This window comes from Paracoccus jiaweipingae, assembly GCF_044335505.1.
Lineage (GTDB): Bacteria > Pseudomonadota > Alphaproteobacteria > Rhodobacterales > Rhodobacteraceae > Paracoccus.
The window spans coordinates 89,127-109,141 of sequence record NZ_JBISBS010000009.1; the positions used below are offsets into that span (position 1 = coordinate 89,127).

Genomic DNA, 20,015 nt, shown 5'->3' on the forward strand with positions numbered 1-20,015 from the left:
CAGAGGACAGCATGACGGATAAAGACGATCGCAGCCACCCCTTCCGCGACAGCCGCGAGGACGCCCGCGAGGCGCGCGACATCGCGGACACGCCCCAGACGCGTGCGCCGTCCTATCGTCTGGCCTTCGCCGACCCCGACTTTCTGCTGCGCGAGGATCTGCGCCCCGTGCGCCTGCAACTGGAACTGCTGAAACCCGAACTGGTGCTGGATGAACGCGGCATCCGCAGCACGGTGGTCATGTTCGGCGGCGCGCGCATTCCGGCGCCTGAAAACCGTGATCAGGCCCGCACCGAAACGCTGGCGGCGCTGTCGGTTTATTACGAACAGGCGCATCGCTTTGCCAGGATGATGACCGAACGCAGCCTTGAAAGCTATGGCCGCGATTTCGTCATCTGCACCGGTGGCGGCCCCGGCGTGATGGAGGCCGGCAACAAGGGCGCGCACGAGGCCGGGGGCCATTCCATCGGGCTTGGCATCGTGTTGCCGCATGAACAGGCGCCCAATGAATATGTGACGCCGGATCTGTGCTTCAACTTTCATTATTTCGCCATTCGCAAGATGCATTTCCTGATGCGCGCACGGGCGATCACCATTTTCCCCGGCGGTTTCGGCACCCTGGACGAGATGTTCGAAACCCTGACCCTGATCCAGACCGGGCGGATGCGGCGGGTGCCGTTCCTGCTGTTCGGGCGCGATTTCTGGGACAGCGTGATCAACTGGCAGGCGCTGGCCGATGCCGGCACCATCAGCCCCGAGGATCTGGACCTGTTCCATTACGTCGAAACCGCCGAAGAGGCCGTGGCCATTATCGACGATTACGACCTGCCCTGTCAGGACAGCTGACGCCGCCCGCGCAAGGCGCCGGATCGCGGGCTTGAAATATGACCCGGCCTGCCGCATCATTCCAGAAACTGAACGACACTGTTCATTTTCTGGACGTGCATGGGGGGACAGCCGGGATGACAACGCAATGGCGCAATTGGGCCGGGAATGTGACGGGCACCGCCCCGCGCCAGCCCATCGCTTCCGAGGCCGAACTGGCCGATCTTCTGGCCACCACCACCGCCCCGGTGCGGGTGGTCGGGTCGGGCCATTCCTTCAGCCCGCTGCTTGAAACCGACGATCTGCATTTCGCGCTGGACGGACTGGATGGGGTCAGCGCCGAAACCGGCCCCGATGGGCAGGCGCTGGTGCGTGCCGGCACCGGGATCGTGCTGCGCGACCTGACCGCGCGGATGCACGCCCTTGATCTGGCGCTGTCGAATATGGGCGATGTCGATGGCCAGCGGCTGGGGGGTGCGCTGGCCACCGGCACGCATGGCACCGGGCGCGACTTTGGCTGTTATTCCGCGATGCTGCATGACATCACGCTGGTCGATGCACAGGGCCAGCGCTGGCAGACGGCGCGCGGCGATGCGATGTTTCAGGCGCTGGCCGTGGGTCTGGGCACCGGCGCCATCCTGACGCAGGCGGTGATGGGCGCGGTGCGGCCCTATCGCCTGGCCAAGCGCCGTTTCGCGGTGCGGCTTGGCGATCTGATCGACGGGTTCGACGACCTGATGGGCGCGGCGCGCAATGTCGAATTTTACTATATCACCCATTCCGGTGCCGCGCTGGGGATGGAAAGCCAACAGACCGACCAGCCCGCCACCGAACGCCCCGCCGACCGCGATCAGCAGGGGCTGCGCCAGTTGCGGCTGGCCGGGCGCCTGCTGGGGCGGACCCCGGCCCTGCGGCGCTGGCTGTTGGGCAAGATGCTGATGACGCACACGACCGAATATTTCATCAACGACTGGCATCTGGCCTATCCGACCGAACGCGACGGGCTGCGTTTTGTCGAAACCGAATGGCACGTCCCGGCCGAGGCGGGGGCGCAGGCACTGGCCGATGTCATCAGCGTGGTGGAACGCGATTTCCCGCAGGTCTATTTCCCGATGGAGGTTCGCAGCGTTGCCGCCGACGACCTGTGGCTGTCGCCGTTCTATCAGCGCCCGTCGGTGTCCATCGCCGTCCATCACGAGGCCGGGCAACCCTGTCAGGCGCTGTTCGACGCGGTGCAGGCGGTGATGATGCGCCATGACGGGCGGCCACATTGGGGCAAGTGCCACGGGCTGGATGCGGCACAGCTGAAACCCCTGTATCCGCGCTGGGACGAGGCGATGCAGATCCGCCGCGATCTGGACCCGCGCGGGCGTTTTCTGTCGCCCTATCTGCGGCGGGTGCTGGGGCTGTGACGGGTTTCGCACAGGCGGGTCGGGCGCTGGCATCGGCGGGGCTGCACGGCCCGGTGCTGGTGCTGGACCATGACGCGCTGGCGGCCAATATCGCGACGCTGCGCCGCGACCTGCCACGGGGCTATGCGCTGCGCATTGCCGATAAATCGCTGCCCGCGCCCGACCTGCTGGCCGCGGCAATGGCGGGGCTGGCGACAGACCGGATCATGAGCTTTCACCTGCCGCTGACCGCACGCGTGCTGGACCGCTTTTCCCGCGCCGGGGTGCTGATGGGCAAACCCGCGCCGGTGGCGATGGCGGCGGATTTTCTGCGCGGCCATGCCCGCGCCGGGCAGGTGACATGGCTGATCGACAGCCCCCGCCGCGCGGCGGACTATGCCGCGCTGGCCCGCGATCTGGGGCGCGACCTGCCCGTCGCGTTCGAGGTCGATATCGGCCTTGGTCGCGGGGGCTTTACCCACCCCGGCGATCTGGCGGCTTCCTGTCTGCCCGGCCTGACCCCGCGCGGCCTGATGGGATACGAGGCCCACACCGCCGCCCTGCCTGCCTTGCTGGGGCGCGGCGCGTGGGCGCAGAACGCGGCGATGGCGCGGCTGGCATCCTTTCGGCAGGCCGTGGCGGAACAGGCGGGCGGCAATGCGGGGGATCTGGTGGTCAATACCGGCGGCAGTTCGACCGCGCTGACCCTGCCGCCCGATGGGCCGGGGACGGAACTGACGCTTGGTTCGGCGCTGGTCAAACCGTCCGATTTCGACCAGCCCTGTAACGCGGCGCTGCGCCCGGCGCTGTTCATTGCCACGCCGGTGCTGAAATGCGTGCCGCATGGCTTGCCGGGCCATCCGCGCCTGTCGCGCTGGCTGCGCCACCTGCGGCTGATCGGCGGGCGGATTGCCTTTGTTTATGGCGGCAAATGGATGGCGCGCCCGGTCTGGCCGCAGGGCCTGACCGGCAGTCCGTTTTACGGCGAAAGCGCGAATCAGCAGGGCTTTGTCCTGCCGCGCGGCACCCCGCCCCCCGACCGCATCTGGCTGCGCCCCACCCAGTCCGAGGCGCTGATCCAGCAATTTCCCGCCCTGCATGTCCTGCAAGGCGGGCAGATCACCGATCAGTGGCCTGTCTGGCCCCCGGCCTGATGCGGGGGCCGATACGGGGCGCAGACGCCTTCGCGGCTTATTCCGACGCGGTGCAGTCGGACAGGACCGGCGTGTCCTTGTCGCCATCCACCGTCACCAGCGTGGCGTTGTCGCCCTTGGTGTCCAGCCGATAGGTATAATTCGCATCCATCGCCGCATAGCTGGCCCCCGAGGCCATCGGCGTGATCTGCATCGGGATCAGCTCATCCATCTGGCTGATGATGGCATAGGAATTGCCAGCGGCGGTGTTGACGTAAACCACGTCCAGAACCGCGTTTCCGGCGCAGGCGTATTTGACCTGACTGACCTCGTCCTTGCCGGTGTCGGCATGGGCGGCACCGGCCAGCGACAGCGCGGCAATCGTGGTGGCGGCAAGCATCTTCATCGCGGATTTCCTTGTTGCGACAACCCGGTCACGCCGGGCCTGTGACCGCATAATGCCCGACCCGCCCACAGGGTTGCAGGGGCGCAGGGTCACGTTTGCGTCACATCAGGGCGGGGTGCCACGGCCCCTTCCGGCGCCCTTCCGGCGGTGTCAGGCGCTGGCCTCGGCGGCGATTTCGGCGCGCGATTTGCGGCCACGCTCGGTCGCGGATTTCAACTGCCCGCAGGCGGCCATGATATCTTCGCCACGGGGGGTGCGGATGGGGCTGGCGTAACCGGCCTTATAGATGATGTCGGCAAAAGCCTCGATCCGGTCCCAGCCAGACCGGCGATAGGGCGCGCCGGGCCATTCGTTGAACGGAATCAGGTTGATCTTGGCCGGGATGCCGCGAATCAGCTTGACCAGACGGCGGGCGTCATCGTCGCTGTCATTCACGCCGTCCAGCATGACATATTCAAAGGTGATGCGTTCGCTGTTCGACAGCCGGGGGTAATCGCGCAGCGCCCCAAGCAGCGTGTCGATATTCCAGCGCTTGTTGATCGGCACCAGCCGGTCGCGGACCTCGTCCGTGGTGGCGTGAAAGCTGATCGCCAGCAGGCAGCCGATTTCTTCGGCGGTCTTGGCAATTTCGGGGACGACGCCGCTGGTCGACAGGGTGATGCGGCGGCGCGACAGGCTGATGCCCTCGCCATCCATGACCACCTGCATGGCGTCGCGGACATTGTCGAAATTATACAGCGGCTCGCCCATGCCCATCAGCACGATGTTGCTGACCAGCCGGGTTTCGTCCTTGGGCTGGCCGGGCTGGGGCCATTCGCCAAGGTCGTCACGGGCGACCATGACCTGCCCGACAATTTCGCCTGCGGTCAGGTTGCGCACCAGCTTTTGCGTGCCGGTATGGCAGAAGGAACAGGTCAGCGTGCACCCAACCTGGCTGGAGATACACAGCGTGCCACGGGTTTCCTCGGGGATATAGACCGCCTCGACCTCGTGCCCGCCGGCGATCCGCAGCAGGTATTTGCGGGTGCCATCGGCGCTGACCTGCCGGGTGACGATTTCCGGCACCGCAATCTCGAACTGGGCGGCCAGCTGGGCGCGGTAGTCCTTGGCCAGATTGGTCATCTGCGCGAAATCGCGCACCCCCCAGTGATAGACCCATTGCCAGATCTGCCCGACCCGCATTTTCGCCTGCTTTTCCGGGGTGCCGGCGGCGATCAGCGCATCGCGCAGCTGCGCCCGCGTCAGGCCGACAATATTGGTGCGGCCCGTATCCGGCAGCTTGCGGGGAATGGTCAGCACGTCTTGCGTGATGGGGGCGGTCATGGCGCGTCACCGATTTGGCGGGAATGTGCGGAAAGACCGCAATATAGGCAAAACCGCCCCGCCCTGCAAGCGCGGCGGCGGGGGCCTCACCCTGGCGGAAATATCCCACGGGGGTGTGGGGGTGTGAAACCCCCACAAAAAGTCGCGGGTCTGGGGGTGTGAAACCCCCAGAAAGAACCGCGGGTATGGGGGCCTGATTCCCCACGCAAAGCCGCGGATGTGGGGCGTGATCCCCACAGACGGCGCATCTGCCGGGCGCGCGTCCCACCTCGGGTTGCGGCTGCGGGGGCGACCCCGCAGACCGCGTTCAGCAGGTTACTTGCACTCGGCCTTGGCCTTGTTGGTGGCCGCAGTGATGCCTGACAGGCTGAACGTGTCGACGGTTTTCGTCCCGCGCGACGACCGGCCGGTGACGGTGGCCGACGACCCGGCGCGCAGCGCGCCGATCAACTTGGCATCCTCCGAGGTGCTGCCGGTCCAGGCGTTTTCACCCTCGGTGAACAGGCTGAAGGTCTGACCGCCGATATTGACCTCGACCGTAGAGTCGGGGGCAAAGGGGTAACCGCCGCTAAAGGACACCTCGCCCTCCGATCCGGGGCGATAGGCGACATACAGGCGGATATCGCCGCGCTGCACCTCGACCGGTTTGCCGTCCTTGGTGTTCTGGGTCGATTTGGGCGGCGACACGGCCCAGCATTCCCTGGGCTTGTCGCCGCTGAACACGGTCCAGTCGCCTTCGGTCGCGACAACATTGGTCGAGACCTGCGCCAGACCCGGTGCGGCAAGCCCGGTCGCAAGGATAAGGGCGGCACATGCGCCGCGCAGCGTCAGATGGTTCATGCTCTGGCCTCCTGCCTCTGGCCCCGGTTTCACGGGTTTTTACAAACATCGGTGGTCATTCCGACGTGATGGCGGCAAGATAACGCGAAAATGACGCGGGGCAAAAGGCCCGCGCGCAGAAAATCGCGTATTTGTCAGAGGATTTTCACCATGAATGCGGTCGATCTGGTCGAGCTGTGGCGCGGAGGCCTGCGCGAGGGCACCCATCGCGGGCATATCGTGGTCTGTGACAACCGCGGCGTGACCGAAAGCTGGGGCGACCCGGCGGCGGTGATCTTTCCGCGATCATCGTGCAAAATGATGCAGGCGCTGCCGCTGGTGGAAAGCGGCGCCGCCGATGCGGCAGGGCTGACCGACCGCCATCTGGCGCTGGCCTGCGCCAGCCATTCCGGCGCGGCACTGCATGTGCAGGGGGTGGGCGACTGGCTGGCCGGGCTGGGGATGGGGGAACCGGACCTGCGCTGTGGCAGCCATCTGCCGCGCGACGCCGATGAAAAGCGGCGGCTGATCTGTTCCGACACCGCGCCGTGCCAGTTGCACAATAACTGTTCGGGCAAACATGCCGGTTTTCTGACCCTGAGCCGGCATCTTGGCGGGGATGCGGATTATCACCTGATCGACCACCCGGTGCAGCGCGCGGTCAAACAGGCGCATGAGGACCTGACCGCCGAAACCAGCCCCGGCTTTGGCATTGATGGCTGTTCGGCCCCCAACCACGCCTGTTCCATCACCGGGCTGGCGCGCGCCATGGCGGCTTTTGCGGCGCCACCCCCCGGCCTGCGCGGGCGGGCGATGGCGCGGCTGCGCGATGCGATGACCGCGCATCCCGAACTGGTTGCCGGTCAGGGTCGCGCCTGCACGGAGCTGATGCGCGCCACCGCAGGCCGGGTTGCCGTTAAAACCGGGGCCGAGGCCGTTTACGTCGCGATCATCCCCGAACTGGGGCTGGGGGCGGCGGTCAAGATCTTGGATGGCGGCACCCGCGCGTCCGAGGCCGCGATTACCGCGCTGCTGGTGCATCTGGGGGTGCTGGACGCCGCGCATCCCGTGGTCGACCGCCTTGTCACCAACCCGCAGGTGAACTGGAACGGCATCCGCACCGGCGAATTGCGGCTGGCGCAGGGCTTTCCGGCCTGATCAGGCGCGCATCGCGCCCTTTCCCCGCCGTCCCGCGCCTGTCGCGAAACCGCCCCCGCGCCTGTCGCGAAATCGTCGCGCAACTGTCAGCGCGGTGTCGCGCCCCCGATTCAAACACCGGGGCAGGATGGCGCTGTCCGCCCGGCGCGTTCCCCCGCGCCGCGCGGTGGTGGGTTAACCATTCACAGCCGGCGCTTTGGTGGCAGCGAAAGCGCCGGCTTTTCCCGCCCGCCTGTCAGGCCGCCGCCAGAACGCGCGGGGCGGGGGCGGCGGGTTCGGCTGTGGTTTTGTTGCGGTGGCTCCAATGCCTTGGCTGCACGTTCAGATCGGCAAAGAACCGGGCCAGCCGGGCCGGGTCGTCGCGTTCGATGTCGAAACAGATCGCGCCTGCGGCCGGTCGCGGAAATAGCTGCGCACGCTGGCGATGTGGTCATGCCACTGCCCCAGCCAGACCCGGCGCATATGGTCGGGGCACCGCACCCCGCTGTATTCCATCGCCCGGCGCAGGAAACCGCCCTGCCGGTGCTGACTGCGCGAGCGCAGCCAGTTCGCCGGATCGCGCAGGTTCAGGATAAAGCGGCTGCCGGGGTATTGGCGGTCCAGTTCGCGAAACCGCCCGATGCCCGACAGATAGGCGTTGGACAGGCACATATCCATGTCGCAGTAAAACGTGGCGTCGTCGATGCCGTCCAGCAGCGGCAGGCCAAGGGTTTCGTTTTCATGCATCCGCAGGGCGATCACCTCGCGCGTGCCATCGGGCATCCGGTGGCGGAAATGCGACGATCGCAGGCCGGATTTGCGGAACATCACATGCAGGCTGGTGGTGCCGCATTTGTTGAAGCCGATTGCAAAAACCTTGCCTGTCATGACTGCCTCGCCGCTGGGGTTGGTCAGGGCAGGGTGGCAAAAGCGCTTTAACACGTCAAGGTTGTATTTAGATTGCCGCGCAGCTTATGCGCGAAAACCGGTGCCGGGCATTCAGACCATCTGCCAGATCAGCCGCAGCGCCAGCGCGACCGAGGTCACCACCAGCAGCGGTTTGATCAGCCGCGCGCCAATGCGCATGGCCAGCCGCGAACCGCAGGCCGCGCCCGCGATCTGGGCCGCGCCCATTGCCAGCCCCAACAGCCACAGCGGCTGGCCGGCCAGCGCAAAGGCCGTCAGCCCGCCAAGGTTCGACGCCAGATTCAACAGCTTGGTATGCGCCGTCGCCTTCAGGATACCGAACCCCGCCAGCATCACGAAGGCCAGCATGTAAAACGCCCCCGCCCCCGGTCCCAGCAGCCCGTCGTAAAAGCCCAGACAGGGCACGACCAGCAGGGCAAACCCCGCCGGGGCGATGCGCTGTGCCCGGTCCAGATCGTTCAGTCCGGGCTTCAGCGCAAAGAAGGCGGCAATCGCGATCATCAGCACCGGCAGCACCAGCCGCAGCCAGTCGGTCGGCAGCACACTGACCAGCCCCGCCCCGGCCAGCCCGCCGCCAAAGGCCATTGCCGCCGCCAGTTTTTGCCGCCGCAGGTCGACATGGCCGCGGCGGGCATAGGTGATGGCGGCGGTGGCAGCGCCAAAAGCCCCCTGAATCTTGTTGGTCGCAAGCGCCTGCGCCGGTGGCACCCCGGCCAGCATCAGCGCCGGCAGGGTGATCAGCCCGCCACCCCCGGCGATGGAATCGACAAATCCCGCCGCAAAGGCGGCCAGCATCAGCAGGGCGATCAGATCGGGGGCAAGGTCAAACATGCTGACTTGATCTGCGCTTGCGTTGCGACTGTAAAGGGTGGGCAGAACGTGAAAGGGGGCAAGGATGGACCTGATGCGGCGTCTGGGGATGGATTGCCCCGTGATTCAGGCCCCGATGGCCGGGGTTTCGACCCCGGCGCTGGCGGCGGCGGTCAGTAACGCCGGGGGTCTGGGCAGCCTTGGTCTGGGCGCGATGACGGCCCCGGACGCGCAGGCCGCCATCGCCCGGACCCGCGCCCTGACCGCGCGATCCTTTGGGGTGAATGTGTTTTGCCACGCCCCCGCGCGCCGCGACCCCGGGGCCGAATCCGCGTGGCTGGACCATTTGCGCCCGCATTTCACGGCGTTCGGTGCCACCCCGCCCGCGACCTTGCACGAGATTTATTCCAGTTTTTTGCTGGATGACGCCATGCAGCGCCTGCTGGTCGGGATGCGCCCGGCGGTGATCAGCTTTCATTTCGGCCTGCCGCCGCTGTCGGTCATTGCGGATCTGCGCCGCAGCGGGGCGGTGCTGATGGGCGGCGCCACCAGCCGGGCCGAGGCCGAGATGGTTCAGAATGCCGGGCTGGACGCGGTGATCGCGCAGGGCTGGCAGGCGGGCGGGCATCGCGGCGTCTTTGATCCGCAGGCCGATGACGCGCGGCTGGCAACGCTGGACCTGCTGGCCGAATTGCGCGGCCTGCGCCTGCCGGTGATCGCCGCCGGGGGCATCATGTCGGCCACCCAGACCCGCGCCGCGCTGGCGGCGGGGGCGGTGGCGGTGCAATGCGGCACCGCCTTTCTGGCCACGCCCGAGGCCGCGACCAGTCCCGCCCACCGTGCCGCGCTGGCCGCTGGGGACACGGTGATGACGCGGGCGATCTCGGGGCGGGGGGCGCGGTGTCTGCGCAACCGCTTTACCGGCATCGACGGTGCCGGGGCGCCTGATTATCCGGTGGCCTATGATGCCGGCAAAGCCCTGAATGCGGCTGCGCTGGCGGCTGGGCAGACGGGCTATGGCGCGCATTGGGCGGGAACGGGGGCGGCGCAGGCGCGTGCCCTGCCGGCGGCGCAGGTGGTGGCGTGGCTTGCCGGGCAGGGCGATGCGGCGGGGGCGCAGGACGGCCCCGGCCCGGCCCCCTGACGCGGCCATCGGCCCGCGCGCCCGCAGTCAGCGCGGCGGCTTAGCCGGTGGCGAATTCGTCGGCGCCATAGCCTTGCAGATACAGCAGCGCCGTCAGGTCGCCGTGATTGATGCGGAACCGCGCCTGTTCCGCCACGATGGGCTTGGCGTGCAGCGCCACCCCGGTGCCAGCCAGTTGCAACATGCCAAGGTCATTGGCCCCATCGCCCACCGCCATGGCCTGCGCGGGGGTGATGCCAAGCCGGTCGCAGATCTGGGTCAGGGCCTGAACCTTGGCGTCGCGGCCAAGAATGGGCAGGCCGACATGGCCGGTCAGCACCCCGTCATCGGATGACAGCGTATTGGCGCGGTGTTCGTCAAAACCAAGCCTTGCGGCGACGACATCGGTGAAATCGGTGAACCCGCCTGAAACCAGCGCGGTATAGGCGCCCTGTTCGCGCATCGTCGCCACCAGCGCCCGCCCCCCCGGCGCAAGGGTGATTCGGGTCTCAAGCACCTCGGCGATGGCATCGGTCGACAGCCCGGCCAGCAGGCCGACGCGTTCGGTCAGGGCTTGCTCGAAATCCAGCTCGCCATTCATGGCGCGGCGGGTAATGTCGGCCACGCGGTCAACGACCCCGGCATGATCGGCCAGTTCGTCGATGCATTCCTGCATGATCATCGTGCTGTCCATATCCGCGATCAGCAGCGACTTCACCCGGTCGTCGGTCGGCTGGATGGCCAGATCGAAGCCGCGTTTCTGAAGGTCGTGCCAGTGGTGCCAGAAGTTGCCCGGCTGGGTCTGAACCGGGAATTCCGCCGCCACGCCGGGGTTCAGCCAGATCACATGGCCGCCGTCGAACAGCCCGCGCAGATGGTCGACATGCTCGGGCGTGAGGTCGGCCCGCGTGGGCGAAGCCATGATGGAAACGGTCAGCATTGGCGCACCTTGTCAGATCGTGGGGTCAGATCGTGGATCGCGGTCTGGTTAACGCAAAGCCCGGCCCTGCGCCAGCGCCCACAGGCGCCACCCCCGGCCATTGCGGCACCGCTGCGCCGGGCTGCGCGGCAGATCACGGGCCTTGAAATCGCGATCCGCGTGGCGTATGTCCGGCAGCGGGACACCCCTCCCCAACGAGGGGCCATATAGCTGGAAGGCTAGTTCATGACCGATACGACGATCCCGGCTGCGCGTCCGGTAAACCCGCGCTTTTCTTCTGGCCCCTGCGCCAAGATTCCCGGTTACAATCTGGATATGCTGGCTGACGCGCCCCTGGGGCGGTCGCACCGGTCGGCGGTTGGCAAGGCCAAGCTGGCCGAGGCCATCGACCTGACCCGCCAGATCCTGAATGTGCCCGCCGATTACCGCATCGGCATCGTGCCCGCATCCGACACCGGTGCGGTTGAAATGGCGCTGTGGTCGCTGTTGGGCGCGCGTGGCGTGGAAATGCTGGCCTGGGAAAGCTTTGGCGAGGGCTGGGTCACGGATGTGGTCAAGCAGCTGAAGCTGGACGCCACCGTGCGCAAGGCCCCCTATGGCGAGATCGTCGATTTCGCGCAGGTCGATTTCAACAAGGACGTGGTGTTCACCTGGAACGGCACCACCAGCGGCGTGCGTGTGCCCAATGGCGACGCTATTCCCGCCGGCCGCGAGGGCCTGACCATCTGTGACGCCACCAGCGCCGCGTTCGCGATGGACCTGCCCTTTGACAAGCTGGATGTGGTGACCTTCAGCTGGCAGAAAGTGCTGGGCGGCGAGGGCGCGCATGGCGTGCTGATCCTCAGCCCGCGCGCGGTCGAGCGGCTGGAAACTTATACCCCGGCATGGCCGCTGCCCAAGATTTTCCGCATGACCAAGGGCGGCAAGCTGAACGAAGGGATTTTCAAGGGCGAGACCATCAACACCCCGTCCATGCTGTGCGTCGAGGATTACCTTGTCGCGCTGAAATGGGCGCAATCACTGGGCGGCAAGGACGCGCTGATCGCGCGGGCCGATGCCAATGCCAAAGCGGTGCGCGATTTCATGGCTGGCAAGGACTGGATCGCTGATCTGGCGGTTGATCCGGCGACGGCCTCGACCACCTCGGTCTGTGTCAAATTCACCGATGAGCGCATCAGCGACGGTGCCGCATTCGCCAAGGCCGTTGCCAAGCGGCTGGAAAAGGAAGGCGTGGCGCTGGACGCCGGGGCCTATCGCGATGCGCCGGCGGGGCTGCGGATCTGGTGCGGATCGACCGTTGAAACCAGCGATGTCGTTGCGCTGATGCCGTGGATCGAATGGGCCTTCAACGCCGAGCTGGCGGCGCAGGGCTGATGCCCGTTGCCGGCGTGGTTTCGGGGGCGCTGCCCCCGGACCCCCGGGATATTTTGACCAAGATGAAATGCCATTGCCGGATCGCATATCCGCGCAACCCGAAAGGATACGAACATGCCGAAGGTTCTTGTTTCCGATAAGCTGAGCGAAACCGCCGTCCAGATTTTCCGCGACCGCGGGGTCGAGGTCGATTACCTGCCTGATGTGGGCAAGGACAAGGAAAAGCTGGCCGAGATTATCGGTCAGTATGACGGTCTGGCCATCCGGTCGGCCACGAAAGTCACCGAAAAGCTGTTGGAAAAGGCCGGTAACCTGAAGGTGGTGGGCCGGGCCGGGATCGGGGTCGACAATGTCGACATTCCCGCCGCGTCGAAAAAAGGTGTGATCGTGATGAACACGCCGTTCGGCAACAGCGTCACCACCGCCGAACACGCCATCGCCCTGATGTTCGCCGTGGCCCGCCAGCTGCCCGAGGCCAGCACCAGCACCCACGAGGGCAAGTGGGAAAAGAACCGCTTCATGGGGGTCGAGGTTTTCAACAAGACGCTGGGGATCATCGGGGCGGGCAATATCGGCTCGATCGTGATTGACCGGGCGCTGGGGCTGCATATGAAGGTGCTGGCCTATGACCCCTTCCTGTCCGAGGATCGCGCCAAGGAGCTGGGTGTCAAAAAGGTCGAGCTGGACGAGATGCTGGCCAAGGCCGATTTCATTACCCTGCATGTGCCGCTGACCGACAAGACCCGCAACATCCTGTCGCGTGAAAACCTGGCCAAGACCAAGAAGGGCGTGCGCATTGTCAACGCCGCGCGTGGTGGCCTGATCGACGAAGAGGCGCTGGCCGAGATGCTGAAATCGGGCCATGTCGCCGGTGCCGCGCTGGATGTGTTCGCGGTCGAGCCGGCCACCGCCAGCCCGGTCTTTGGCCTGCCCAATGTGGTGGTGACGCCGCATCTGGGGGCCTCGACCACGGAAGCGCAGGAAAATGTCGCCCTGCAAGTGGCCGAGCAGATGGCCGATTACCTGCTGACCGGCGCGGTGCAAAACGCGCTGAACATGCCGTCGGTCACCGCCGAAGAGGCCGCCGTGATGGGGCCGTGGATCAAGCTGGCCGGGCATCTGGGCGCCTTTATCGGCCAGATGACGGACGAGCCGATCGAGGCCATCAACGTGCTGTATGACGGTGTGGTTGCGGATATGAACCTGAACGCGCTGAACGCGGCGGTGATTGCCGGGGTGATGAAGGCGACGAACCCGGATGTGAACATGGTGTCCGCCCCGGTCGTGGCCAAGGATCGCGGCATTCAGGTTGCCACCACGCATCAGGCGGCGGGCGGCGTCTATGACGGCTATATCAAGGTGACCTGCGTCACCGCCTCGCGCGAGCGGTCGATTGCCGGCACCGTGTTCAGCGATGGCAAGCCGCGCTTTATCCAGATCCGCGGCATCAATATCGACGCCGAGATCGGGGCGCATATGCTGTATACCCGCAACAAGGACGTGCCGGGCGTGATCGGCGCGCTGGGGATGACCCTGGGCGAGCAGGGCGTCAACATCGCCAACTTTACCCTTGGCCGGGCCGAGGCGGGCAAGGATGCGATCGCGATCCTGTATCTGGACGAGGCCCTGCCGGAAGCGGCGCAAAATGCGCTGGCCGCGACCGGCAAGTTCGAACAGATCAGGCCGCTTGCATTCGAGGTCTGATCGCAGCGTCAGCAACGGAACCCAACCCCCGGCCAGATGTTTGGCCGGGGGTTCTTTTATGCGGGGGGCAGATGCGGATTTATGCCATTGGCGATATTCACGGCCAGCGCGCGCTGTTGTCCGAGGCCCATCGCCGCATCGTCGCTGATGGGGGCTGCGATGCGCTGGTGGTGCATGTCGGTGACCTGATCGACAAAGGCCCCGATTCGCGTGGGGTGATTGACGATCTGATGCGGGGGCAGGCTCAGGGTCGGAACTGGGCGGTGCTAAAGGGCAATCACGACCGGATGTTGTGCCAGTTCATGCGCGACCCGCATCATGTGGACAGCGGCGTCAAGCGGCCGCTGTCCTATACCCGCCACCCGGATATTGGCGCCGCGGCGACGCTGGCCTCTTACGGGGTCGACAGCAGCCCCGACGCCGACCCGGACACTGTCCATGCGAAGGCCATCCGCGCCATTCCACCCGCGCATCTGCGCTGGCTGGCGGGGCTGCCCTGCTGGCGGCTGACGCCACTGGCACTGTTCGTCCATGCCGGGGTGCGGCCCGGGATCGACCTGCTGGACCAGACCGAGGAAGACCTGCTGTGGCTGCGCAAGGGGTTTGTCGACTGCCCCTGGGATCACGGCATTCTGGTCGTGCATGGTCACACGCCGGTGCGGCAGCCGACGCATCTGGGCTGGCGGCTGGCCATCGACACTGGCGCGGCCTATGGCGGGCCCCTGACCGCCGTGCGGCTGGACCGCGACGGGGCGTGGCTGTTGACCGAGGATGGCGCACAGCCCTTGCCGCCGGGGGCGGGCGCATGAGGCGCGTGCCGCCATGGGGGGTCGTGCCGGCGGTGCTGGTCGCGACGGCGGGGGTGCTGCTGGCGCTGGGGCGGGTGCCGGTTTGCGGCTGTGGTGTGGTCAAACTGTGGCATGGCCAGACCATGAGCCCGGAAAGCTCGCAACACCTGATGGACTGGTATACGCCTTCGCATCTGTTGCACGGTCTGCTGTTCTATGCGGCGCTGTGGGGGCTGGTGCCGCGTCTGGCCTTTGGCTGGCGGCTGGTGCTGGCCACGCTGGTCGAGGCCGCGTGGGAAATTGTCGAAAACACCGATGCGGTGATCGAACGATACCGCGCGGTGACGGTGTCGCTGGATTATTATGGCGATTCGGTGGTCAACTCGCTGGCCGACATGGCCGCGATGATCGTCGGGTTCTGGCTGGCGCGCATCTTGCCGGTCTGGGCCAGCCTTGCCATATTCGTTGCGTTCGAGGCGCTGACCGCCTGGGTGATCAGCGATGGGCTGGTGCTGAACGTGCTGATGCTGCTGTGGCCGCTTGAGGCGGTGCGTCAATGGCAGGCCGGGCTGTGACCCGATGCAGGAAAGGAACGCAGAATGATGCGATGGATGCATAAACTGGCCTTGGTTGCGGCGCTGTCCGGGGCGGCGGTCACGGCGCAGGCCGATCAGGTGGCCAAGGTGGGCGTGGACTGGATCGGGAATGACATCGTGATCGAGGCCATCCACGACCCCGACGTCAAGGGTGTGACCTGTCATCTGGCTTATTTCAGCCGCTCGGTTCTGGACCGGCTGAGTCAGGGCAACTGGTTCGAAGACCCCTCGAACAGTGCCATCGAATGCAGCCGCACCGGGCCGATCGACCTGACCGGGCTGTCCGGGGCAAAGAATGGCGAGGATGTGTTTTCCGAGGGCCGGTCGCTGATCTTCAAATCGCTGCGGGTCAAGCGGATCTATGACGCGGAAAATGGTGTGCTGATTTATCTGGCCCACGCGAATCAGATCAATCAGGGGTCGGCCAAGATGTCGATCTCGACCGTGGCTGTCACGACCGAGGAACAGGCCGCCGCCGCGAAATAGCCGTCCATTGCGGTCTTTTTCCACTGCGTCAACGCTGTGCCGGGCCATGCTTGGTGGACAGGATGCCCCATTTGCGTTAGAGGGCGGGGCCGTTCCCGGCGGAACCCGAAGAGGATGACCTTGATAGCCCCCCGAGTCGCCAAATATGGTCTGGGCCAGATCCTGCGCCACCGCGAGCACCCGTTTCGCGGGGTGGTCTTCGATGTCGATCCCGAATTTGCCAATACCGAGGAATGGTACGATTCCATTCCCGAAGAATCGCGCCCGGACCGTGACCAGCCTTTTTACCACCTGCTGGCCGAGGCCGAGGCGACATATTATGTGGCCTATGTGTCCGAACAGAACCTTGTCCCGGACCTGTCGGGTGAACCGCTGGAGCATCCCGAACTGCCCGAGATGTTTGGCGATTACGAGGATGGTCATTACCCGCCGCTGCAACTGGCGCTGAACTGACCTAATCCTGCGGCGGAATGGTGAAGGCCAGCACATTGCGCCCCCCATCGCGGAAATAGCAAAGCTGCTGCGTCAGATCGTGGATCAGGAACCAGCCGAACCCCCCCTCGGGCAGGGTATCGGCGGCGGGCAGGCCCGGCTGTTGTGCCATGATACGGCCGGGCAGGGCGGGTCCGTCATCGGTGATGGCACAGACCAGCCCGGTATCATGGCGCATCACCGTCAGGTGGATCACCGGCACCCGCGAGGGGTCAGCACCGCCATGTTCCGCGATATTGTTCATCACCTCGGCCAGAACCAGTTCCGCACGTCCCAGCATGTCGTCGCAGACCTGCCCCTGGAAACGCTGGCGCAGCCGCAGCAGCGCATCGCGCACCGCCAGAGGCCGGGCCTGAAACCAGCGGTGGAACAGCGGTTCACGCCGCTGTTTTTTCCGGCCTTGCGGGGGTTTCAGGGGTCGGGGGGTCATTGCCGCACCTCATCCGGCAGGATGGTAAAGATGGTGTCCATCCGCGTCAGCTTCAGCACCCGGTCGACATTGGGTTGCAGGTTGGCCAGCGCCATCTGGCGCCCCTGCGGCAGGGTTTTGAACACCGCGATCAGGGCGCCAAGGCCCGAACTGTCCATGAAATCGACCTTGCCCATATCCAGCACGACAGATTGTTCGCTGCTGCGGATCACGTCGCGCAGGCGGTCCTTGAACGGGGTGGCGATGGCCGCGTCAAGCCGGGCCTCATTCAGGTGGACCATCAGCGAATCATTGCCGGGGGTAACAGTCAGATCCATGTCGTTTCCCTTGTCTGTTTTGCCCCCTTCTACGCCCAAATCCTTACCAACCCGTCAACGGCACGGAAAAAAACGAAAAATTCCTGCGGCCTGCTGACGCGCCGGGGGTGGCGCGGCTGGTGCAGGGTGAAAAGCCGGGTATAGTCGCGCCATGCGGATGCGGATTGTCAGCCCCGAATCGCCCCTGTGGTGGCGCCTGCTTGTCACCGCCGTGCCATTTTGCGCGGCGGCTTATGGCCTGTCAGAAGGGTCTGTCCCGGCGGGGCTGGTCTTTGGTCTGGCGGGCGGGTTCGTGTTTCACCGGCTGTTTCTGTCGGTGTGATCGGGTCTGTGGGTGTGACCGGGGCGGTCAGGCCCGGTCATCCAGCATATCGCGCAGCTCATACAGCAGGTCCAGCGCGGCGCGCGGCGTCAGCTCGTCCGGGCGGATGTCGCGCAGGCGGCCCTCAACCCCCGAGGCGCTGTTTGCGGCAGGGGCCACCGGGGCTGGGGGCGGCGCGGCGCGGAACAGCGGCAGATCGTCGATCAGCGCCGCAGGCTTGGCCGCGCCCTGACGTTCGCCGCTTTCAAGGGCGGTCAGGATCTGGCGCGCGCGGTCGACCACCGCTGACGGCAGCCCCGCCAGACGCGCCACCTGAACGCCATAAGACCGGTCGGCGGCGCCTTTGCGGACCTCGTGCAGAAAGACCACCTCTCCGTCATGTTCGCGCACGCTGACCGTGGCGTTTTCCACCCCGTCCAGACGCGCCGACAGGGCGGTCATTTCGTGGTAATGGGTGGCAAACAGCGCGCGGCAGCGATTGGCCGCGTGCAGATGTTCCATCACCGCCCAAGCAATTGACAGCCCGTCCCAGGTCGCGGTGCCGCGCCCGATTTCATCCAGAATGACCAGCGCGGCGTCATCGGCCTGGTTCAGGATGGCGGCGGTTTCGACCATCTCGACCATGAAGGTGGACCGCCCGCGCGCCAGATCATCCGCCGCGCCGACGCGGCTGAACAGCTGGCTGACCAGCCCGACATGGGCCGATTGCGCCGGCACAAAGCCCCCCGCCTGCGCCAGAATGGCGATCAGGGCGTTCTGGCGCAGAAAGGTCGATTTCCCGGCCATGTTCGGCCCGGTCAGCAGCCAGATCGCCGGGGTCTGGCCCGCCGTCAGGTCACAGTCATTGGCGACAAAGACCTGCGATTTGCGGCGCAGGGCGCGTTCGACCACGGGATGCCGCCCGCCACATACCTGAAACGCGCGCGAAGCGTCGACCTGAGGGCGCACCCAGCCCTCGCCGGTGGCCAGATCCGCGAAACCGGTGGCCACGTCGATCTCGGCCAGGGCGCGCGCAGTCTGGCCGATGGCGGCGGCGTGGTCCAGAACCGCCTGCGACAGCCGCGCAAAGATGGCGCGTTCCGCCGCCAGCGCCCGGTCGCGGGCATTCAGGATGCGGGTTTCCAGTTCCGACAGCTCGACCGTGGTAAAACGGATGGCATTGGCGGTGGTCTGGCGGTGGATGAAGGTTTCCGACAGCGGCGCGGCCAGCATCTTTTCGGCATGGGTCGCGGTGGTTTCGATGAAATAGCCAAGCACGTTGTTATGCTTGATCTTCAGGCTGGCAATGCCGGCGCGGGCGGCGTAATCGGCCTGCATTCCGGCGATAACGCCGCGGCCTTCGTCGCGCAGGCGTCGGGTGTCGTCCAGATCGGCGTCAAACCCCGCCGCGACAAAGCCGCCATCGCGGGCCAGCAACGGCGGTTCCGCCACCAGCGCCTGTTCCAGCAGCCCGATCAGCGCGTCATGGCCGGTCAGGTCGCGCGCCGCATCGGCCAGCAGCGGCGGCAGGTCGCGCGCCAGTGCCTGCGCAAGGTCGGCACTGGCGGTCAGCCCGGCACGGATCGCCGCCAGATCGCGCGGCCCGCCGCGTTCCAGCGCCAGCCGCGACAGCGCGCGGTCCATGTCGGGCGCGCGCGACAGCGCATCGCGCAGATCGGCGGTCAGGCGGCTGTCATCGACCAGCGCGGCGACGGCATCCTGCCTCGCGTGGATGGTGGGCAAGTCACGGCTGGGGGCGCTGATGCGGCGTTCCAGCAGCCGCGCCCCGCCTGCCGTCACGGTGCGGTCGATGGCGGTCAGCAAAGACCCCTCGCGCCCGCCCGACAGCGCCTGCGTCAGTTCCAGATTGCGGCGGGTGGCGGCGTCGATCTGCATCAGCCCGGCACCGGATTCGCGCAGGGGCGGGTCCAGTCGCGGCATCTGTCCGCGCTGGGTCAGGTCCAGATAATCGGCAATCGCCCCCATCGCCGCCAGTTCGGCGCGTGAAAAGCTGCCGAATCCATCCAGCGTGTCGACCCCATACAGCGCGCACAGGCGGCGGGTGGCGGATTGGCTGTCAAAGGCCTGCGCGGGCAGTTCGGTCAGCGCGGTGCCGGTTTCCGCCGTCAGATCGTCCAGCGCGCTGCCCTCGGGGGCCAGCAATTCGCGCGGCGTCAGCCGGGCCAGTTCAGGCGCCAGCCGGACCGCCGGGCAGGGGCTGACCCGCAGCGCCCCGGTCGAGATATCGGCCCATGCCAGCGCGCAATCGTCGCGCACCTGCGCAAAGGCCGCCAGATAGTTGTGGCGACGCGCCTCAAGCAGCGATTCCTCGGTCAGGGTGCCGGGCGTGACCAGCCGCACCACGTCGCGGGCGACGACCGATTTGCTGCCGCGCTTTCTGGCCTCGGCGGGGTCTTCCATCTGTTCGGCAATGGCGACGCGAAAGCCCTTGCGGATCAGCGTCAGCAGATAGGATTCCGCGGCATGAACCGGCACCCCGCACATCGGGATGGGTTCGCCCATATGCGTGCCGCGCCTGGTCAGCGCAATGTCCAGCGCCGCCGCCGCCGCGACCGCGTCGTCAAAGAACATCTCGTAGAAATCGCCCATGCGATAGAACAACAGCGCGCCGGGATTGGCCGCGCGGATCGCCAGATACTGTTCCATCATCGGGGTCGGTTTGTCGGACATGGG

Annotated in this window: 21 protein-coding genes; 12 read left to right on the top strand and 9 right to left on the bottom strand. The window is 66.4% G+C overall.

Annotation, left to right across the window (positions count from 1 at the left end):
* Positions 1-11 precede the first annotated feature (11 nt).
* The 3 genes from ACFXP9_RS13775 (at position 12) to ACFXP9_RS13785 (ending at position 3,369) form a co-directional block, all read left to right on the top strand.
* Complete coding sequence (locus ACFXP9_RS13775) at positions 12-845, top strand: LOG family protein (protein WP_397209053.1); 834 nt, start codon at positions 12-14, stop codon at positions 843-845.
* 116 nt (positions 846-961) lie between these two features.
* A complete protein-coding gene (locus ACFXP9_RS13780; RefSeq protein ID WP_397209052.1) occupies positions 962-2,236 on the top strand; it encodes a D-arabinono-1,4-lactone oxidase in 1,275 nt (424 codons plus the stop codon).
* Complete coding sequence (locus tag ACFXP9_RS13785; protein ID WP_397209051.1) at positions 2,233-3,369, top strand: alanine racemase; 1,137 nt, start codon at positions 2,233-2,235, stop codon at positions 3,367-3,369. The genes ACFXP9_RS13780 and ACFXP9_RS13785 overlap by 4 nt, the downstream gene beginning before the upstream one ends.
* A 37-nt stretch (positions 3,370-3,406) precedes the next feature.
* Here the strand turns inward: ACFXP9_RS13785 and ACFXP9_RS13790 are convergent, their stop codons facing one another.
* From ACFXP9_RS13790 to ACFXP9_RS13800, 3 genes are all read right to left on the bottom strand, one after another.
* Positions 3,407-3,754 carry a c-type lysozyme inhibitor gene (locus ACFXP9_RS13790; protein WP_397209050.1) on the bottom strand — a complete coding sequence of 116 codons (348 nt, stop codon included), beginning with the start codon at positions 3,752-3,754 and terminating at the stop codon, positions 3,407-3,409.
* Positions 3,755-3,904: 150 nt separating this feature from the next.
* On the bottom strand, positions 3,905-5,077 hold the full coding sequence (gene rlmN, locus ACFXP9_RS13795) for a dual-specificity RNA methyltransferase RlmN (protein ID WP_397209049.1): 1,173 nt from the start codon (positions 5,075-5,077) through the stop codon (positions 3,905-3,907).
* A gap of 315 nt (positions 5,078-5,392) precedes the next feature.
* A complete protein-coding gene (locus tag ACFXP9_RS13800; RefSeq protein ID WP_397209048.1) occupies positions 5,393-5,917 on the bottom strand; it encodes an invasion associated locus B family protein in 525 nt (174 codons plus the stop codon).
* 150 nt (positions 5,918-6,067) lie between these two features.
* Here ACFXP9_RS13800 and ACFXP9_RS13805 point away from each other — a divergent pair, with 150 nt between their 5' ends.
* Positions 6,068-7,054: an asparaginase gene (locus tag ACFXP9_RS13805; RefSeq protein WP_397209047.1), complete on the top strand. Its 987-nt coding sequence runs from the start codon at positions 6,068-6,070 to the stop codon at positions 7,052-7,054.
* Between the two features lie 321 nt (positions 7,055-7,375).
* Here the strand turns inward: ACFXP9_RS13805 and ACFXP9_RS13810 are convergent, their stop codons facing one another.
* Both ACFXP9_RS13810 and ACFXP9_RS13815 read right to left on the bottom strand, forming a co-directional pair.
* On the bottom strand, positions 7,376-7,921 hold the full coding sequence (locus tag ACFXP9_RS13810) for a sulfotransferase (protein ID WP_397210289.1): 546 nt from the start codon (positions 7,919-7,921) through the stop codon (positions 7,376-7,378).
* 111 nt (positions 7,922-8,032) lie between these two features.
* Positions 8,033-8,791 (bottom strand): TSUP family transporter, encoded by a 759-nt coding sequence (locus tag ACFXP9_RS13815; protein WP_397209045.1) that lies wholly within the window; start codon positions 8,789-8,791, stop codon positions 8,033-8,035.
* A 64-nt stretch (positions 8,792-8,855) separates the two neighbouring features.
* Between ACFXP9_RS13815 and ACFXP9_RS13820 the strand changes: the two genes are divergently transcribed.
* A complete protein-coding gene (locus ACFXP9_RS13820; protein WP_397209044.1) occupies positions 8,856-9,914 on the top strand; it encodes an NAD(P)H-dependent flavin oxidoreductase in 1,059 nt (352 codons plus the stop codon).
* Positions 9,915-9,954: 40 nt separating this feature from the next.
* Here the strand turns inward: ACFXP9_RS13820 and serB are convergent, their stop codons facing one another.
* On the bottom strand, positions 9,955-10,833 hold the full coding sequence (gene serB / locus ACFXP9_RS13825) for a phosphoserine phosphatase SerB (RefSeq protein WP_397209043.1): 879 nt from the start codon (positions 10,831-10,833) through the stop codon (positions 9,955-9,957).
* Positions 10,834-11,058: 225 nt separating this feature from the next.
* Between serB and ACFXP9_RS13830 the strand changes: the two genes are divergently transcribed.
* From ACFXP9_RS13830 to hspQ, 6 genes are all read left to right on the top strand, one after another.
* Positions 11,059-12,207: a phosphoserine transaminase gene (locus ACFXP9_RS13830; protein ID WP_397209041.1), complete on the top strand. Its 1,149-nt coding sequence runs from the start codon at positions 11,059-11,061 to the stop codon at positions 12,205-12,207.
* 114 nt (positions 12,208-12,321) lie between these two features.
* Positions 12,322-13,911 (top strand): phosphoglycerate dehydrogenase, encoded by a 1,590-nt coding sequence (gene serA / locus ACFXP9_RS13835; RefSeq protein WP_397209040.1) that lies wholly within the window; start codon positions 12,322-12,324, stop codon positions 13,909-13,911.
* Positions 13,912-13,982: 71 nt separating this feature from the next.
* The gene (locus ACFXP9_RS13840; RefSeq protein WP_397209039.1) at positions 13,983-14,720 is read left to right on the top strand and encodes a metallophosphoesterase; all 738 of its coding nucleotides are present in this window, start codon (positions 13,983-13,985) and stop codon (positions 14,718-14,720) included.
* Positions 14,717-15,274, top strand: coding sequence for a DUF2585 domain-containing protein (locus ACFXP9_RS13845; protein WP_397209038.1), 558 nt, complete (start codon positions 14,717-14,719; stop codon positions 15,272-15,274). The genes ACFXP9_RS13840 and ACFXP9_RS13845 overlap by 4 nt, the downstream gene beginning before the upstream one ends.
* 24 nt (positions 15,275-15,298) lie before the next feature.
* Positions 15,299-15,781 carry a CreA family protein gene (locus ACFXP9_RS13850; RefSeq protein WP_397209037.1) on the top strand — a complete coding sequence of 161 codons (483 nt, stop codon included), beginning with the start codon at positions 15,299-15,301 and terminating at the stop codon, positions 15,779-15,781.
* 114 nt (positions 15,782-15,895) lie between these two features.
* The gene (gene hspQ, locus ACFXP9_RS13855) at positions 15,896-16,234 is read left to right on the top strand and encodes a heat shock protein HspQ (RefSeq protein ID WP_397210292.1); all 339 of its coding nucleotides are present in this window, start codon (positions 15,896-15,898) and stop codon (positions 16,232-16,234) included.
* Position 16,235: 1 nt separating this feature from the next.
* On the opposite strand, the gene ACFXP9_RS13860 is transcribed toward hspQ, so the two are convergent.
* Both ACFXP9_RS13860 and ACFXP9_RS13865 read right to left on the bottom strand, forming a co-directional pair.
* Complete coding sequence (locus tag ACFXP9_RS13860) at positions 16,236-16,703, bottom strand: ATP-binding protein (RefSeq protein ID WP_397209035.1); 468 nt, start codon at positions 16,701-16,703, stop codon at positions 16,236-16,238.
* Positions 16,700-17,020, bottom strand: coding sequence for an STAS domain-containing protein (locus tag ACFXP9_RS13865; protein WP_397209034.1), 321 nt, complete (start codon positions 17,018-17,020; stop codon positions 16,700-16,702). Before ACFXP9_RS13865 ends, ACFXP9_RS13860 begins: the two co-directional genes overlap by 4 nt.
* A 151-nt stretch (positions 17,021-17,171) precedes the next feature.
* Between ACFXP9_RS13865 and ACFXP9_RS13870 the strand changes: the two genes are divergently transcribed.
* Complete coding sequence (locus ACFXP9_RS13870; protein ID WP_397209033.1) at positions 17,172-17,342, top strand: hypothetical protein; 171 nt, start codon at positions 17,172-17,174, stop codon at positions 17,340-17,342.
* Between the two features lie 27 nt (positions 17,343-17,369).
* Here ACFXP9_RS13870 and mutS read toward each other — a convergent pair whose 3' ends face one another.
* Positions 17,370-20,012, bottom strand: coding sequence for a DNA mismatch repair protein MutS (gene mutS, locus ACFXP9_RS13875; RefSeq protein WP_397209032.1), 2,643 nt, complete (start codon positions 20,010-20,012; stop codon positions 17,370-17,372).
* Between the last annotated feature and the right edge of the window lie 3 nt (positions 20,013-20,015).